This window comes from Symbioplanes lichenis, assembly GCF_030709675.1.
Classification (GTDB): domain Bacteria; phylum Actinomycetota; class Actinomycetes; order Mycobacteriales; family Micromonosporaceae; genus Actinoplanes; species Actinoplanes lichenis.
The window spans coordinates 230,030-245,297 of sequence record NZ_JAUZQD010000009.1 but is presented as its reverse complement, the minus strand read 5'-3'; the positions used below and the strand labels follow the sequence as shown (position 1 = coordinate 245,297).

Sequence of the window (15,268 nt, the reverse complement as noted above, 5' to 3'; positions counted from 1 at the left end):
GAGGAGTCGTGGCGATCGAGGCCGGGCCGGAGCCGACTTTGGGGGAGGAGCTGGCCCGGCACCGGCGACGGCGCGGGCTGACCGGCCGTCAGCTCGGCGAGATCGTCGGGATGAGCCAGGCCAAGATCTCCCGCATCGAGACCGGCGCGGGCACCACGGAGCCCGGCGACGTGGGGACGATCGCCCGCGCCCTCGACCTCGGCGAGGACGAGGGCCGCCGGCTGGTCGCCCGGGCCGTGATGCGGATGCAGAACCGCATGACCGACTGGCGGATGACCGGCTCCGGGCTCGTGCGCAACCAGGAGCGCATGGCGGAGCTCGAGGCCGCCACGACCACCTACCGCGTCTTCCAGCCGGTCATGATCCACGGGCTGCTGCAGACGAGCGAGTACGCCCGCGCGGTCATGGGCAAGTTCGACCTGGCCGCGTTCGGCTACGGCGCGGTCGCGGAGGCCGTGTCCGCCCGGATGAAGCGCCAGGAGGTGCTGACCGGCCGCCGCAAGCGATTCCACTTCCTCCTCGCCGAGGGTGCGCTCGCCAACCTGCTGTGCCCGGCGGCGGTGATGCTCGGTCAGATCGAGCGTCTCCGCACGGCCGTCCGGCAGGACAACGTCGACATCGGCGTCGTCCCGTTCGACCGCCAATGGGCGGTGCCACCCATGCACGGCTTCGACATCCTCGACGACCAGTGCGTCGAGATAGACCTGCTCAACACGGGTCTCACCACGCAGGGCAGCGCCGACATCCGGGCGTACAGGACGACCTTCGACGCGTTGTGGCAGCAGGCCGCCGAGGATTTCGACGGCCTGCTGGATCGCTATCTCGAGCGTTATCTGGAGCTGGCCCGCCCCGGCCGCCGGTCAGCGGCGGCGGAGCAGGGCGGTGGCGGCCAGGCCGGCGAGGCCGGCTGAGGCGGCGCCGACCAGGGGCTTGTGGGTGGTGAGCCACAGGGCGAAAGAGCTCGTCCGGCTCTGGTCGTCGAAGACGCCGTGCGAGCCGTGGTCGCGGACGTCGTCGGCCGGCTTGTCGACGTTGTCCTGCCAGGTGGCCTGGTCGATCTTCTCGCCGGTCTGCTGACCCTGGTAGCCCTCCTTGTCCTTCGAGAGCAGCCAGTCGAGGAAGGCCGGCGCCGCGATGTTGCCCAGCCGGGTCTTGAGGGTGGGGCCGCCCACGTTGAGTTCGCGCTTGCCCTTGTCGGCGGCCCACAGGACGGCCTTGGCGATGACCTCGGGCTGATAGATCGGGGGCACCGGCTGGGGGTGGTTGGGCAGGCGGGTGCGGACCCAGGAGAACTGCGGGGTGTTGACGGCCGGGAGCTGGACCATGGACAGCTTGACCTTGTTGCCGTCGTGCAGCAGCTCGGCCCGCAGCGAGTCGTTGAAGCCCTGGATGGCGTGCTTCGAGGCACAGTACGGCGCCTGCAGCGGGATGCCGCGGTAGGCCAGCGCGGACCCGATCTGCACGATCGTGCCGTGCGCGGCCGGGCGCATGTGGGCGAGGGCGGCGAGGGTGCCGTTGACCGTGCCGAGATAGTTGACCTCGGTGACGCGCTTGTACTCGGCCGGGGAGATCTCCCAGGCCGGGGCGAAGACGGACACCATGGCGTCGTTGATCCAGACGTCGATGCCGCCCCATGTGGCCGCGACCTCGTCGGCGGCCTTGCGGACGGCCTCGTCGTCGGCCACGTCCAGCTGGAAGGTGCGTACGTCGGCGGCGCCGGCGGCCCGGGCCTCCAGGGAGGCGCCCTCGAGCCCGGCCGCCCCGCGGGCGATCAGGGCCAGTCGGGCGCCGCGGCGGGCGTACGCGGTGGCGACAGCGCGGCCCACGCCGGCGCTCGCTCCGGTGATGACGACAACCTGGCTCATACAGAGTTCTTTTCCCGGATGGCGATGTCCGACAAACGCCGCAGCGACTCGATGTTGCGGCGGTGCAGGACGAGGTCGTTGATCTTGTTGCGGATCCAGTGCAGGGGGCCCGCGTGGAAGTCCTCGTACATGGTCACGCGGGTGCGGCCCGGCCCGTCCGGCGCCAGCTCGAACTTGATCGTCGCCTCGCCCGCGGGCCACAGGCCGGCCCGGAGGGTCAGCAGCCGGTCCGGCTCGACCTCGAGCACCTCGGACTCGTCCTGCAGGGAGAACGGCCACGGCCCGGCCTTGTGGTGTAACTTGGCGCCCACGGCGGGCCAGCTCTTGTCGACGTCCCGGATGTGGACCGTTCCCACCACCCAGTCGCTGTAGGTCCACCCGTCCGCGAGGACGGCGAAGACCCGGTCCGGCGGGGCCGCCACGGTACGCTGCACGATAGCCACGAGCGTCATGTACCCGCACGGGCCATGTTTACCCGTACGGGCTCAGGGCAAGACGCTCCGCGTATCTCCAGCCATTACTCCGGTCTTCTCCCGGACCGAGCTGTCGGAGGAGGACCCGTGCGCATTGCGATGATCGCCGAGCACGCCACCCCGTTGACCGCCGAGGGCGGGGCGACGGGCACTCAGCAGCGCCACGTCGCCGAGCTCTCCACCGCCCTCGCGGAGCTGGGCCACGACGTCCGCGTCTACGTCCGCCGCGACGACCCCGCCCAGCCCGCCGTCGGCACCTTCGGCGCGGGGGTCCGGGTCGTGCACGTCCCGGTGGGCCCGGCCCGCTCGCTGCCCGCCGAGGCGCTGCTGCCCCACATGGGGGATTTCGCCCAGTGGCTGCGCACCGAGTGGCGCGAGTCGGACTGGCTGCCGGACGTCGCCCACGCCCACTACTGGACCAGCGGGCTCGCGGCCGTGACCGCCGCCCGTCAGGTCGGCATCCCCGTCGTCCAGTCGTTCCACGAGCTCGCCGGCGACACCCTGCCGGACGCCGCCCAGCCGGGCAGCGGCGCCTCCCGCACCGGCTACGAGCGCGCGCTCGGCCGGGCGGTGGACCGGGTCGTGGCCCAGAGCCAGGACGAGCTGCACGGCCTCGTCCGCATCGGCGTGCCGCGCTCGCGGCTCGCGGTGGTCCCGGCCGGCGTCGACAGCGAGCGGTTCTTCACCCCGGAGGGCCCGGCGATCGAGCGCGACCCGGAGCGGCCCCGCATCCTCAGCGTCGGCCGGCTCGTCGAGCACAAGGGCTTCACCGACGTCATCGAGGCCATGCGGTTCGTGCCGAACGCCGAGTGCGTCGTCGTCGGCGGCCCGCCGGCCCGGCAGCTCGGCACCGACCCGCAGGCCCGCAAGCTGCGCGCGATGGCCGAGAAGTTCCAGGTCGCCGATCGGGTGCGGCTCGTCGGCGCGGTGCCGGCGGCCGACATGCCGCGCTGGTACCGCTCGGCCGACCTGCTCGTGGCGGCCGGCTGGCGGGAGCAGTTCGAGCTGGCGCCGCTCGAGGCCATGGCGTGCGGCGTCCCGGTCATCGGGGCGGCCGTGGGCGGCATCAAGGAGACGATCGTCGACGGCCTGACCGGCGACCTCGTCCCGGCCCGCGACCCCCGCGCGCTCGGCGGGGCGCTGCGCCGGCTGATCAACGACAAGGTGCGCCGGTTCGCGTACGCCACCGCGGCGCTCGACCGGGCCCGCCAGGCGTACTCGTGGAAGCGCGTCGCCGCCCAGGTCGGCTCGGTCTACTCCGCCGTCGCGGGCCGCCGGGTTTCCGAGGCCGAAGCGGAGGCCGTGGCGTAACCGCACATCCACCAACCGGTTGACCGGCGGAGCAGTCCGCCGGTCGACGCGGTGACCCCGCCCGGCCGCGATGCTCGAAGGCATGTCAGCCATCGAGGTCACCCATCTGACCAAACGCTACGGGGACACGGTCGCGGTCCGGGACGTCTCCTTCGCCGTCGAGACGGGGGAGATCTTCGGCATCCTCGGCCCGAACGGCGCGGGCAAGACCACGACCGTCGAGTGCGTCGCCGGCCTGCGCACCGCGGACGGCGGCACGGTCCGGGTGCTCGGCCGCGCCGGCGGCGACCGGGAGCTGCGCGAGCTCGTCGGCGTGCAGCTGCAGGAGAGCCGGCTGCCCGAGAAGACCACCGTCGGCGAGGCGCTCGAGCTCTTCGCCGCGTTCTATCCCGATCCGGCCGACTGGCGCGCGCTCGCCGGCGACCTCGGTCTCGGCGGCAAGCTGAAGGAGCGCTTCGGCCGGCTCTCCGGCGGCCAGCAGCAGCGCCTGTCGATCGCGCTCGCCCTGGTCGGCAACCCGCGCATCGCGATCCTGGACGAGCTGACCACCGGGCTCGACCCGCAGGCCCGCCGGGACACCTGGAGCCTGATCCGCGAAGTCCGCGACCGCGGCGTCACGGTGCTGCTGGTCACCCACTTCATGGAGGAGGCCGAGCGCCTCTGCGACCGGATCGCCGTCATCGACCGGGGCGCCGTCGTCGCGCTGGACACCCCGGCCGGACTGGTCGACCGGGCCGGCGCGCTCCGGCGGCTGCGCTTCCGGCCGTCGGTGCCCCTCGACGAGGTGCTGCTCACGGATCTGCCGGAGGTCGAGTCCGTACGCCAGGAGGGCGACCGGATCGAGGTCACCGGCACCGGCGCCGTCGTCCAGGCGGTCGCCGCCACGCTGGCCGCGCACCAGATCATCGCCCATGACTTCCGCGTCGAGCAGGACAACCTCGACGACGCCTTCGTCCGCCTGACGAGCCGTGGGAACGGGGCCTGACCATGCGTACGCTCGGCAAGCTCACCGCCCAGGAACTGCGCCTCTTCCGCCGCGAGCCCGCCCAGGTGTTCTTCACCGTCCTCTTCCCGGCCCTGCTCGTGGTGATCCTCGGCGCCGTGCCGGACTTCCGGGAACCGGTCGGCGCGCTGGGGGGCCTGCGGATCGTCGACGTCTACGTCGCCATCGCCGTCGTCATGGCCCTCGGGTCGCTCGGTCTGCAGGTGGCACCGCCGGCGCTGGCCACGTACCGCGAACGGGGGGTGCTGCGGCGCCTGGCCGCCACCCCGGTACGCCCGGCCGCCCTGCTCGCCGCCCAACTGCTGACCAACCTCCTGGCCGCGGTGGCCGCCATCGCGCTCGTGCTGGTCACCGGCCGGATCCTCTACGCCGTCGCCCTGCCCCGGCAACCCGTCGCGTACCTCGTGGCCTTCCTCGCCTGCGCCGGCACCGCCCTGGTCCTGGGCCTGGTCATCGCGGCGGTCGCACCGTCCGGCAAGGCCGCCAACTCTATCGGCACGCTCGTCTTCTTCCCGCTGATGTTCTTCGCCGGGCTGTGGACGCCCCGGGAGGTCTTCCCCGAGGTGCTCCGGCGGATCAGCGACTTCACCCCGTTCGGCGCGGGGGAGCGGGCGCTGGTCGACGCGATGACGGGGTCGTGGCCGGCCTGGGATTCGCTTACCGTGCTGGTGGCGTACATCCTGGTGGCCGGGCTCGCCGCGGCCCGCCTCTTCCGCTGGAGTTAGGAGGCTCACGTGGACGCCACCCGGCGCCGCCTGGACCGGTTCCTGCGGTTGATGCCCTACCTCGCGCTGGCCGGCGCCACGGTGTTCGCGGTCGTCACGCGCGACGACCCGACCATCGACCGGAAGCCGCTCGGCCTGTCGGTGGCCGTCGCGGCGGTCGCCGGTCTCTGGATCCTGTGGTTCGTGACGCTGCACCCGGGGTGGGAGTCCCGGCGGCGCCTGATGGGATTCTTCTTCGCGGGCCTGGTCACGCTGAGCGCGGTGCTGGTCTGGACCAACCCGCTGTACGGGTTCTACGCCTGGACCGGCTACCTGCTGCTGCACGCCCTGGGCCGGCGCCGGCAGCTCCTCGGAGCGGCGGCGGTCGGCGTCTGCACCGCGACCTCGCAGATGGGTGGCTTCGGCGTCTACGGCCGCCCGGAGGACTACGGTGCGCTGGCCACGGTGCTCGGCTTCAACATCGGCATCGGGGTGGCGATGACCCTGCTGAGCACCCTCACCAACGCCGCGCACGCCCGCCGGGCCGAGATGATGAAGCAGCTCACCGCCGCCCTGGAGGAAAATGCCGGCCTGCACGCCCAGCTGCTGGTCCAGGCGCGTGAGGCCGGCGTCCAAGACGAGCGGCAGCGGCTGGCCGGGGAGATCCACGACGTCCTGGCGCAGGGGCTGACCGGCATCGTCACCCAGCTGGAGGCCGCCGACCAGGCCGCGGACCGGCCCACGGACCGGCGGCGGCACCTCGACACGGCCCGCCGGCTGGCCCGCGACAGCCTCACCGAGGCCCGCCGCTCGGTGCACGCGCTGCGCCCCCGCCCGCTCGACGCCGCGACCCTGCCGGACGCGCTCGCCGAGATCACCGCGGCGTGGACCGCGCAGCAGCGGGTGCCCGTCGAGCTGATCACGACGGGCCCGCCGCGCCCGCTGCGGCCGGAGATCGAGGCAACCCTGCTGCGGACGGCCCAGGAAGCCCTGGCCAACGTGGCCCGGCACGCCGCGGCCGGCCGCGTCGCGCTCACCCTGTCCTACATGGAGGACCTTGTGACCCTGGACGTCCGCGACGACGGCGCCGGCTTCGACCCGGCGGCCCCGAGGGAGCGTACGGCCGCCGGCGGTTACGGCCTGACCGCCATGCGCGACCGGCTCCACCGCATCGCGGGCTCGCTGGAGATCGAGTCGGAGCCGGGCTCGGGCACCGCGCTGTCCGCGTGCGTGCCGGCCCCGGCCCTGGGCGGCGCCGCATGATCAAGCTGATCGTCGTCGACGACCATCCGGTGGTCCGCGACGGCCTGCGCGGGATGTTCGCCGGCGAGGACCGGTTCGAGGTGCTGGGGGAGGCCGCCGACGGCGCGGAGGCCCTCGTCGTGGCGCGGGCGGTCGACCCCGACGTGGTGCTCATGGACCTGCGCATGCCCGGCATGGACGGCGTCACCGCGATCAAGGCGCTGCGCGACCAGGGCTCCCGGGCCCGGGTGCTGGTCCTGACCACCTATGACACGGACACCGACGTGCTGCCCGCCATCCGGGCCGGCGCGACCGGCTACCTGCTCAAGGACACACCGCGGGCCGAGCTCTTCCGGGCGGTGACGGCGGCCCACCGCGGCGAGTCGGTGCTGTCGCCGGCCGTGGCGGGACGGCTGATGGGCGAGTTGCGGGCCCCGGCGGCCTCGGCGTTGAGCCAGCGCGAGCTCGAAGTGCTGCGGCTGATCGCACAGGGCTGTTCGAACCGCGAGGCCGCGCGGCGACTCTTCATCAGCGAGGCGACCGTGAAGACGCATCTGCTGCACGCGTACGCGAAACTGGGTGTCCGCGACCGCGCCGCGGCCGTGGCCGCAGCCTACGACCTGCTGTGATGGCCCGGGCACTTCGTCCCGGGCCATGCCCCGTCAGTCCGCGAGCGCCTTGGCCAGCTCGTCGCGGAAGGCCCGCTCGGAGTCGGTGACCTGGTCGCCGCCGATCCCGAGCACGCCGCCGCTGGACGCCGCGCCCACCACGTTCTCCGCGATCTCCACCAGCCAGTGCTTGTAGGTCTCCGCGTCGGCCGGGGTCGCCTTCGCCGCCAGCAGCGCGTTGGCCTCGGCGGCCCGGGTGATGACATCCTGCGCGTAACCGACCGGGTCGGCCGGCTCGATCACGGGCAGCTCCTCGCCCCGATCCGGGTCGCCCGTCGCCGCCAGCACCGCCTTGGCCACCGCGGTGACCAGCGGGCTGGCCGACGCCCGCGCGTCGGAGATCTCGTCCAGCCCGGCCTGCGCCTCCTGCCGCGTCTTGCGCGCGCTGTCCCGCTCGGCCACGCTCGCGGCGGTCAGCACGGCCTGCGGCAGGCCGACGAGCAGCCCCCACTCGGCGTCGGTGAAGCCGAACTGGGCGTACAACGGTTCGTCCGTCACAGCAATCCTCACTCCTCAGGTCGCGCCCAGGAAGGTCGCGCCCCCGATCTAACCGTTAGGCCGCGGCGGCAAACGCACGACCCCGTCCGGAGTACGCCCCAGCGCCCGCCGATGCCTGCGACACGCTCGCCGATGTTCTCCAGGACGCCACTGTCCGGCGACAGGCTCAGCGAGCGGACCAGCGCCCGTCCCCCACACCGCGAAGCCCAGCCAGTCGACGACCGAGTGCATGGCCTGCAGCACGACCCGCCGGTCCGCGCCGCGTGCGAGTAGATGACCGGGCACACATCCAGTCCGCCGGGGAACGGGGACCGCGAGGGCGCGGAGACTTGAGCCTGGAGGAGCGCAGGAGTTTCGACAACCTCATACTGCTGTGCAAGTTCCACCACACCGCAGTGGACAACAAGCTGAACGAGAAGAAGTTCCCCGCTGACGTCCTGCGGCAGTGGAAGGAGCGGCGCGAGCGAGCGCTGGCTTCGCGCATCAAAGGACTGTCGCACCTCACAGAGGAGCAGCTCCTCAGTCACTTGCAAAAGGCCGCGTCGGAGCAGCGGGACGAAGTCCTCACGGCCATCGGCGATCTCCGAGGTGTCGCGGACGAGGTGGTTGCCACCTTGAAAGAGATTGTCGACGAGCCGTTCCGCCGGCAGACCGTCGACCCTGACGGTCTGGCGTCACTCGAACGTTCGGCCGGCATGTTGTCCTTTCTCCATGACCACACGCCAGTGCTTGCCCGGTCGGCCGAGGCCATCGGTCACTTGGTGGACTACAGCGGTCCGTTGCAGAGCTTCGCCCGAGCAGTGGAGAACATGCCAGACCTTTCCGCCTTGGGAAACGCTGAATACGTGTCCGCGACGCTCGAAATGGGGGCGAGCCGAGTCGACCAGGCAGTCACCCGCGTCGACGCATCGGTCGAGAGGCTCGCGGAAGTCGCAGGTTCGCTGAACACATTGACCGTTCGGCCCGAGGCGGCGGAGTGCAGCGAGTCCGGTGCGCCCCCGTCGCGGCCGAAGGAGAACTCGGACAGGGACGCCCAGTCCGAAGGAGCCGCGACCGACCGGGCCGTGGAGAACAACGGATGGATCAGCCGCATCCCCGTTCAGTTCCGGTGGGGTCTCGGCGTCGGAATGGGATCCATCCTGCTGATCCAGCTGATCGGCATCCTGTTCTTCACATAGCCGATCTCCTGCATGGCGGCGCCGCCCAGCCGGCACTGGCCCATCACGACCAAGCGGCCGGAGGACTCCGAAGTCGTGGTCGTGGTGCAGTTCGACCGGCCCGGGACGGCCCACCGCCGGTCGCCGGTCGGAGGCGGGTCAGCGGGCGGCGATGCGGTAGTAGGCGATCTTGCGGTAGAGGGTCGCGCGGCCGATGCCGAGTTCTTCGGCCGCGCGGGTCATGGTCATGCCGGGTTCGGCCAGGCAGCGGACGATCTCGTCGCGTTCGACGCTTTCCAGGCGGGTGAGGCGCCGGGGGGCGTCGGCGGAGGTGCGGGAGCGGGCGAGCATCAGCGCGCTCGTCGCTCCCGCCGCGGCCTGGGCGAGGGCCAGCAGCAGGCCGGACGACGCGTCGGACCAGGTGGTCAGGTTGACGCTGCCGGCCAGTTGCGGGGGCACGGGACCGAGCACGGGCGCCGCCGCGCAGGTGTAGCGCCTCAGTCCGGTGCAATAGTGCTGGTCGGCGCGGACCAGGGTGGGGGCGCGGTCGGCGAGCGACAGGCCCAGGCCGTTGGTGCCGGCGTTCTTCTCCGCGTACGAGAACCCGGGCGCGAGGTGCACGCGATCGAGCGACCGCCGGATCGTCGTGTCGGGGCACAGCCGCGCGAGCACGAAGCCGTCTCGGTCGGCGACCATCAGGGCGACCGGCTCGTTGGCGATCGTGGCCTGGAGTCCGGCGAGCACCTCGGTCGCGCAGTCGTAGAGCAGCGACCCGGTGTCGAAGCCGTCGGTGAAGACCGGGCTGATCTCGTCGGGCGGGACGCCGTAGCGCTCGCTGCGCAGCCACGAGTCGCGGAGCCGCGCGGGCGCCGGCTGGTTGACCAATGTGTCGTCCACGTGTACTCCCAGCGATGTCCGCGTTACAGCGTACGCCGAGTTGCCTGGTCGCAGCGTGTCTCAAGGTGAGACATGTGCATGCATTGCCCGCATCGTGAGAGCCGTCCTAGCGTGACGGGCGTCACTTGAGGGAGGCAGGCCATGTATCGCAAGGATGGCGAGGACTACTTCATCGTCGACGCCCACATCGCGCTGTGGGACGCCCGCCCCGGGAACCAGCGGAACATCCACGGCAAGCAGTTCATCGACTGCTTCTACGACTATCACCGCAACCTGAGCCCGGAGTCCGAGCTCTGGCCGTACGAGGACTATCTCTACTACGGCAGCGACCGGCTGATGCGCGACCTGTTCGACGACGGCTACGTGGACCACGCGATCTTCCAGCCCGCGCTGCTCGGCGAGTTCTACCGCACCGGTTTCGGGCAGACCGACGAGGCGTGGGAGCTGACCCGCAAGCACCCGGACAAGCTGACCTACAACCACTGCTTCGACCCGCGTAACGGCGAGGCGGGGCTCGACCAGCTCCGCGCCGACGCCGAGCGGTTCGGGCTCACGGGGGTCAAGCTCTACACGGCCGAGTGGCACGGGCAGTCGCGCGGCTACAAGCTGACCGACCCGTGGGCGTACAAATATCTCGAAGTCGCCCGTGAGCTGGGCATCCGCAACATCCACGTGCACAAGGGACCGACGATCCGGCCGCTGGACCGCGACGCCTTCGACGTGGCGGACGTCGACCACGTCGCCTCCGACTTCACCGACCTGACGTTCGTGGTCGAGCACTGCGGGCTGCCCCGGCTGGAGGACTTCTGCTGGATCGCGACGCAGGAGCCCAACGTGTACGCCGGGCTCGCGGTCGCCATGCCGTTCATCCACACCCGGCCGCGGTACTTCGCGCAGATCATGGGCGAGCTGCTCTACTGGCTCGGCGAGGACCGGATCATGTTCTCCAGCGACTATGCCCTGTGGACGCCGAAATGGCTGGTCGAGCGGTTCGTGGACTTCCAGATCCCGGCCGGCATGACGGAGTACGCGCCGCTGACGACCGTACAGAAGAAGAAGGTCCTGGGTCTGAACGCCGCCCGGCTCTATGACCTGGACGTGCCCGAGCGCCTCCGATTGCCCGACGCGGGTGAGCCGCTGACGGGACCGCGCGAGCCGGCGGCCGCGTCGTGAGGGACCAGGTGTGGGCGGCGCTCGCGACGGTGGTCGACCCCGAGCTGGACCGGCCGCTGACCGAGCTCGGGTTCGTGCGGTCCGTGGCGATCGACGGGGCCGCGGTCGAAGTGCACCTGCGGCTGCCCACGTCGTTCTGCGCGCCGAACTTCGCGTGGCTGATGGCCTCCGACGCGTACGACGCGGTGGCCGATGTCCCCGGCGTCCGGCACGTCGTCGTCGAGCTGGACGACCACCACGACTCCGAGCTGATCAATCGCGGTCTGGCGGCCGGAAAGGGCTACCGCGAGACGTTCGGTCACGAGGCGTTGGAGTCGCTGGACGAGCTGCGGGAGACCTTCCGGCGCAAGGCGTACGTGGTCGCGATGGAGCGGGCGATCACCAGGCTGCTGCCCCGGAACGTCGCCGAGCTCACCCTGGCCGACGTGCCGGACGGCGACCCCGTGTTCCGGCACCGGGCCGCGCTCGGCCTGTCGCTCGACGGGTCCGAGCCGCTGCTCACCGATCAGTACGGCGGCCCGCCCGGCCCGCTCGAACTGCGCCGCGCCCGCTCGGTGCGGATCTCCGTCGAGGGCAACGCCCACTTCTGCCGGGGCCTGCTGGCCACCCGCTACGAGAACGAGGTGCTGACATGAGAGCCGTCCGCGTCGCCGGCTACCACGAGAAGTTGCGGATGGAGGACGTGCCGGAGCCGGCGATCGAAGGCCCGCACGATGTCGTCGTCAAGATCGGCGGCGCCGGTGTCTGCCGGACCGACCTGCACATCCTCGAAGGACAATGGGCGGAGAAGTCGGGCGTCACGCTGCCCTGCACGATCGGGCACGAGAACGCCGGCTGGGTCACCGCCGTCGGCAGCGCGGTCACCAACGTGGCCGAGGGCGACAAGGTCATCCTCCACCCGCTGATCACTTGCGGACTGTGCCGGGCCTGCCGGGACGGCGACGACGTGCACTGCGAGGTGTCGCGGTTCCCGGGCATCGACACCGACGGCGGGTACGCCGACTATCTGCGCACCTCCGCCCGCAGCGTCGTGAAGATCGACGACCGGCTCGAACCGGCCGACGTCGCCGCGCTGGCCGACGCGGGACTGACGGCCTATCACGCCGTCGCGAAGGCGGCCCGTCGCCTGCGCCCCGGCGACAGATGTGTGCTCATCGGCGCGGGCGGGCTCGGTCACATCGGCATCCAGGTCCTGGCCGCCCTGTCGCCTGCCGAGATCATCGTCGTGGACCGCAACCCCGACGCGGTCAAACTCGCCCTGCAGATCGGCGCCCGGCACGGCATCGTCGCCGCCGGAACCCAGATCGACCAGGTACGCGACCTGACCGCCGGCCACGGCGCCGAGGTCGTGATCGACTTCGTCGGCGAGGGCGGCTCGACGGCCGAGGGGCTCGCGATGACCCGGCGCGCCGGCGACTACCACGTGGTCGGCTACGGCGAGAACGTCGACGTGCCCACGATCGACCTGATCTCCGCCGAGATCTCGGTGATCGGCAACCTGGTCGGCTCGTACAACGACCTCGCCGCCCTCATGGCCCTGGCCGCCCAGGGCAAGGTCACCCTGCACACCCAGAAGTACGCCCTCGACAACTTCCAGGAGGCGATCGACGACCTCGCCGCCGGCCGGGTCCGCGGCCGCGCGATTCTCACCCCATGACCACCACTCGGCGCGGGCAGTGCCGGCCGGGTCGCGGCCCCGGTGGCGACGCACCGGCTCCGGGGCCGACGCACGCCCCTCACCCGTGCAGCCGAGCGCCGGCTTCATCGCCGACGCGCGCCGGGTTGTCGGGCTGACGCGGGCGCCGGAGCGATCGGCCCGCCGGTCTCAGTGGGTGACGCGCGGCACCGTGGTCCCGGCCGGGCCGAGCCGGCTCAGCTTCCCGGCGGTCTCCGAGCCGGCCTCGGGGTGATAGACGATCAGTTTCAGGCCGTCGGTGCCGCTGATGGTGAGCTGCTCGCGGGTGAGGACCAGCTCGCCGGCCCGCGGATGGTCCAGGCGGATCGGGGCGCTGCGGTGGCCGCGGACCTCGTGACGGGCCCACAGCCGGCGGAAGTGCGGGCTCGCCCGGGTCAGCTCCCCGGTGAGCCCGGCGAAGCGCGGGTCGCCGCCGTCGCTGCCCACCGCCTGCCGGAAGCCGGCGACGAAGCACTCCGCGACGATCTCCCAGTCGCGGTGCAGGGCTCGCTCGTCCGGGTCCAGGAAGAGGTCGCGCAGCTGGTTGCCGCCCGCGACGAGGCGGGGCGAGAGCATCCGGGCGAGGTCGTTCGCGGCGAGGATGTCGAAGCCACGGTCCTCGATGAAGGCGGGCTGGGCGAGCGAGGCCATCAGGTCGAGCGCGGAGGGCGGCGGGGCCTGTCGCCGCACGGGCGGCTGGAACTCGCAGGCCAGGGCCATCAGGTGCGCGCGGTGCTCCGCGTCGAGGCGCAGCACGCGGGCGATCGACTCGAGCACCTGCACCGACGGGTTGCGGTTGCGGCCACGCTCCAGCCGCAGGTAGTAGTCGGCGCTGATGCCGGCCAGCAGGGCGACCTCCTCGCGGCGCAACCCCGGCGTCCGCCGCACACCCCCGCCAGGGATGCCCGCCCGCTGCGGCGTCACCAGCTCACGCCGGGCCCGGAGGAAGGCGCCCAGCGCGTTCGTCGTCTCACCCACCGGTCCAGCGTAGGACGGCGTACACGGAATATCGGGGGTCCTGTCATGCCCCCGGCAGCGGAGGAGTCTGGCTGGGCCCGCCGGCCGTTCCTAGCGTTCGGGGCATGACAGTCACATTGATCACCGGGGCCAACAAGGGCATCGGCTTCGAGACCGCCCGGCAGCTGCACGAGCAGGGCCATGTCGTCTATCTCGGCTCCCGGGACGCCGAGCGGGGGGAGAAGGCCGCCGCCGCGCTGGGCGTCCGATACGTACAGCTCGACGTGACCGACGACACCTCGGTCCGGGCCGCGCTCGCGACGATCGACGCCGCGGAGGGCCGGCTCGACCTCCTGATCAACAACGCGGGCATCCTCGCGGACAGCGCGGTCGACGGGCCCACGGCGCTGGGGGCGTTCGACGTGAACGCGGTGGGGGTCGTCCGGGTCACCGAGGCGGCGCTGCCCCTGCTGCGGAGGTCGGCAACCCCGGCGGTGGTCACCGTGTCGAGCAGCATGGGGTCCTTCTGGGCGGTCACCAACCCCGATCGACCGGAGTACGCCCTCCCGCTCACGCTCTACGCGGCGTCCAAGGCGGCGGCCACCATGCTCACCGTGCAGTACGCCAAGGCGTACCCGGGCATCCGGTTCAATGCCGTCGAGCCCGGCGCCACGGCGACCGACTTCACCGCCGCCTACGGCATCGGGCGCCCGGCCGAGGAGAGCGCCGCCGTCGTCGCCCGGCTCGCCACCCTGGTGGACGGCCCGACCGGCACCCTCCAGGACGAGAACGGCCCGTTGCCCTGGTGACCGTCAGTTGCCGGCCAGGACGGCCAGGCGCAGCTTGGCCTCGTCGGCGGAGTCCGGGACCGCGCTCATGACGACGATCTTCAGGTCGGCCTCGCCGTCGGTGAGCACGTCGCAATCCACCGCGACCGGGCCCGCCTCCGGATGGTCGACGATCTTCTGATCGTTGTAGTGCAGGCCCACCGTCCCGGCCGCCCACAGCTCGGCGAAGCGCGGGCTGCCGGCCGTCAGCTCCTCGATCAGCGCGGCGAGACGCCGGCTGGCCGGGAAGCGACCGGTCGCCCGGCGCAGGTCGGCCACGAGCGCGGCCTCCGGCGAGCCGACGACGAGCGATGTCACGCTGTGCTGGGTCAGCCGCGGCCCGTCGGGGAGAAACGTGTCCCGTACGAAGTTCCGGCGCGTCGGTGGCACGGTCAGCGGGTCGCCGCACAGTGCCGCCCAGGTCTTGTTCCACCAGAGCAGCTGCCAGTCGGCGGCGAAGACGGCCACCGCGGCGTCCCCGAGCCGCCGCACCACCCGCTGCACGCTCGCCGGAATGTGGTCACTGATCTCCCCGGCGCCCGGCGCGTGGAGGCCCGCCAGCCGGTAGAGATGGTCGCGCTCGGCCGGGTCGAGCTGCAGAGCCCGGGCGAGCGCGGCGACCACCTGCGCGGACGGGCTGTCGAACCGGCCCTGCTCGAGCCGGACGAGATAGTCGACGGAAATGCCGGCCAGCTCGGCGACATCCTCCCGGCGCAGCCCTCGGGCCCGGCGGTTGTGACCGGCCGGCAGCCCGACCGCCGCGGGCGAGAGACGGTCGCGCCAGGCGCGCAGGGTGGTGCCGAGCTCGGTCATGTCCC

At 72.2% G+C, this 15,268-nt stretch carries 18 protein-coding genes; 11 read left to right on the top strand and 7 right to left on the bottom strand.

Annotated elements, in window-relative coordinates; genetic code table 11:
• Positions 1-8: 8 nt before the first annotated feature.
• Complete coding sequence (locus RAN62_RS23120) at positions 9-911, top strand: helix-turn-helix domain-containing protein (RefSeq protein WP_305786812.1); 903 nt, start codon at positions 9-11, stop codon at positions 909-911.
• Here the strand turns inward: RAN62_RS23120 and RAN62_RS23115 are convergent.
• Both RAN62_RS23115 and RAN62_RS23110 read right to left on the bottom strand, forming a co-directional pair.
• Positions 861-1,865, bottom strand: coding sequence for an SDR family oxidoreductase (locus tag RAN62_RS23115; RefSeq protein ID WP_305786811.1), 1,005 nt, complete (start codon positions 1,863-1,865; stop codon positions 861-863). The two genes, RAN62_RS23120 and RAN62_RS23115, sit on opposite strands and share 51 nt — an antisense overlap.
• Positions 1,862-2,308 carry an SRPBCC family protein gene (locus RAN62_RS23110; RefSeq protein ID WP_305786810.1) on the bottom strand — a complete coding sequence of 149 codons (447 nt, stop codon included), beginning with the start codon at positions 2,306-2,308 and terminating at the stop codon, positions 1,862-1,864. Before RAN62_RS23110 ends, RAN62_RS23115 begins: the two co-directional genes overlap by 4 nt.
• A 117-nt stretch (positions 2,309-2,425) precedes the next feature.
• Here RAN62_RS23110 and RAN62_RS23105 point away from each other — a divergent pair, with 117 nt between their 5' ends.
• The 5 genes from RAN62_RS23105 (at position 2,426) to RAN62_RS23085 (ending at position 7,227) form a co-directional block, all read left to right on the top strand.
• Entirely contained in the window at positions 2,426-3,649 is a 1,224-nt protein-coding gene (locus tag RAN62_RS23105) for a glycosyltransferase (RefSeq protein WP_305786809.1), read from the top strand.
• A gap of 82 nt (positions 3,650-3,731) precedes the next feature.
• Complete coding sequence (locus RAN62_RS23100) at positions 3,732-4,634, top strand: ABC transporter ATP-binding protein (protein WP_305786808.1); 903 nt, start codon at positions 3,732-3,734, stop codon at positions 4,632-4,634.
• 2 nt (positions 4,635-4,636) lie between these two features.
• Positions 4,637-5,377: an ABC transporter permease gene (locus RAN62_RS23095; RefSeq protein ID WP_305786807.1), complete on the top strand. Its 741-nt coding sequence runs from the start codon at positions 4,637-4,639 to the stop codon at positions 5,375-5,377.
• 9 nt (positions 5,378-5,386) lie between these two features.
• The gene (locus RAN62_RS23090; protein ID WP_305786806.1) at positions 5,387-6,619 is read left to right on the top strand and encodes a sensor histidine kinase; all 1,233 of its coding nucleotides are present in this window, start codon (positions 5,387-5,389) and stop codon (positions 6,617-6,619) included.
• A complete protein-coding gene (locus tag RAN62_RS23085) occupies positions 6,616-7,227 on the top strand; it encodes a response regulator (protein ID WP_305786805.1) in 612 nt (203 codons plus the stop codon). Before RAN62_RS23090 ends, RAN62_RS23085 begins: the two co-directional genes overlap by 4 nt.
• Positions 7,228-7,260: 33 nt before the next feature.
• Here the strand turns inward: RAN62_RS23085 and RAN62_RS23080 are convergent, their stop codons facing one another.
• Both RAN62_RS23080 and RAN62_RS41400 read right to left on the bottom strand, forming a co-directional pair.
• A complete protein-coding gene (locus RAN62_RS23080) occupies positions 7,261-7,764 on the bottom strand; it encodes a hypothetical protein (protein WP_305786804.1) in 504 nt (167 codons plus the stop codon).
• A 48-nt stretch (positions 7,765-7,812) separates the two neighbouring features.
• Positions 7,813-8,007, bottom strand: a complete 195-nt coding sequence (locus RAN62_RS41400; RefSeq protein WP_438874537.1) for a hypothetical protein — start codon at positions 8,005-8,007, stop codon at positions 7,813-7,815.
• Positions 8,008-8,093: 86 nt separating this feature from the next.
• Here RAN62_RS41400 and RAN62_RS23075 point away from each other — a divergent pair, with 86 nt between their 5' ends.
• Positions 8,094-8,942 carry a hypothetical protein gene (locus RAN62_RS23075; RefSeq protein WP_305786803.1) on the top strand — a complete coding sequence of 283 codons (849 nt, stop codon included), beginning with the start codon at positions 8,094-8,096 and terminating at the stop codon, positions 8,940-8,942.
• Between the two features lie 138 nt (positions 8,943-9,080).
• Here the strand turns inward: RAN62_RS23075 and RAN62_RS23070 are convergent, their stop codons facing one another.
• A complete protein-coding gene (locus RAN62_RS23070; protein WP_305786802.1) occupies positions 9,081-9,818 on the bottom strand; it encodes a helix-turn-helix domain-containing protein in 738 nt (245 codons plus the stop codon).
• A gap of 141 nt (positions 9,819-9,959) precedes the next feature.
• On the opposite strand from RAN62_RS23070, the gene RAN62_RS23065 reads away from it, so the two are divergent.
• The 3 genes from RAN62_RS23065 to RAN62_RS23055 are packed head-to-tail and all read left to right on the top strand — an operon-like array spanning position 9,960 to position 12,648.
• Positions 9,960-10,991 carry an amidohydrolase family protein gene (locus tag RAN62_RS23065; protein ID WP_305786801.1) on the top strand — a complete coding sequence of 344 codons (1,032 nt, stop codon included), beginning with the start codon at positions 9,960-9,962 and terminating at the stop codon, positions 10,989-10,991.
• Complete coding sequence (locus RAN62_RS23060; protein ID WP_305786800.1) at positions 10,988-11,626, top strand: iron-sulfur cluster assembly protein; 639 nt, start codon at positions 10,988-10,990, stop codon at positions 11,624-11,626. Before RAN62_RS23065 ends, RAN62_RS23060 begins: the two co-directional genes overlap by 4 nt.
• Positions 11,623-12,648 carry an NAD(P)-dependent alcohol dehydrogenase gene (locus RAN62_RS23055; RefSeq protein ID WP_305786799.1) on the top strand — a complete coding sequence of 342 codons (1,026 nt, stop codon included), beginning with the start codon at positions 11,623-11,625 and terminating at the stop codon, positions 12,646-12,648. The genes RAN62_RS23060 and RAN62_RS23055 overlap by 4 nt, the downstream gene beginning before the upstream one ends.
• A gap of 168 nt (positions 12,649-12,816) precedes the next feature.
• Here the strand turns inward: RAN62_RS23055 and RAN62_RS23050 are convergent, their stop codons facing one another.
• Positions 12,817-13,644, bottom strand: coding sequence for a helix-turn-helix domain-containing protein (locus tag RAN62_RS23050; RefSeq protein ID WP_305786798.1), 828 nt, complete (start codon positions 13,642-13,644; stop codon positions 12,817-12,819).
• Between the two features lie 104 nt (positions 13,645-13,748).
• On the opposite strand from RAN62_RS23050, the gene RAN62_RS23045 reads away from it, so the two are divergent.
• Positions 13,749-14,432 carry an SDR family NAD(P)-dependent oxidoreductase gene (locus RAN62_RS23045; RefSeq protein WP_305786797.1) on the top strand — a complete coding sequence of 228 codons (684 nt, stop codon included), beginning with the start codon at positions 13,749-13,751 and terminating at the stop codon, positions 14,430-14,432.
• Between the two features lie 3 nt (positions 14,433-14,435).
• On the opposite strand, the gene RAN62_RS23040 is transcribed toward RAN62_RS23045, so the two are convergent.
• A complete protein-coding gene (locus RAN62_RS23040) occupies positions 14,436-15,263 on the bottom strand; it encodes a helix-turn-helix transcriptional regulator (protein ID WP_305786796.1) in 828 nt (275 codons plus the stop codon).
• Positions 15,264-15,268: the final 5 nt, after the last annotated feature.

Coding starts and splice junctions, on each gene's coding strand:
- RAN62_RS23085 (WP_305786805.1), top strand. CDS start 6,616: ATGATCAAGCTGATCGTCGTCGACGACCATCCGGTGGTCCGCGACGGC.
- RAN62_RS23040 (WP_305786796.1), bottom strand. CDS start 15,263: ATGACCGAGCTCGGCACCACCCTGCGCGCCTGGCGCGACCGTCTCTCG.
- RAN62_RS23055 (WP_305786799.1), top strand. CDS start 11,623: ATGAGAGCCGTCCGCGTCGCCGGCTACCACGAGAAGTTGCGGATGGAG.
- RAN62_RS23065 (WP_305786801.1), top strand. CDS start 9,960: ATGTATCGCAAGGATGGCGAGGACTACTTCATCGTCGACGCCCACATC.
- RAN62_RS23115 (WP_305786811.1), bottom strand. CDS start 1,865: ATGAGCCAGGTTGTCGTCATCACCGGAGCGAGCGCCGGCGTGGGCCGC.
- RAN62_RS23095 (WP_305786807.1), top strand. CDS start 4,637: ATGCGTACGCTCGGCAAGCTCACCGCCCAGGAACTGCGCCTCTTCCGC.
- RAN62_RS23045 (WP_305786797.1), top strand. CDS start 13,749: ATGACAGTCACATTGATCACCGGGGCCAACAAGGGCATCGGCTTCGAG.
- RAN62_RS23100 (WP_305786808.1), top strand. CDS start 3,732: ATGTCAGCCATCGAGGTCACCCATCTGACCAAACGCTACGGGGACACG.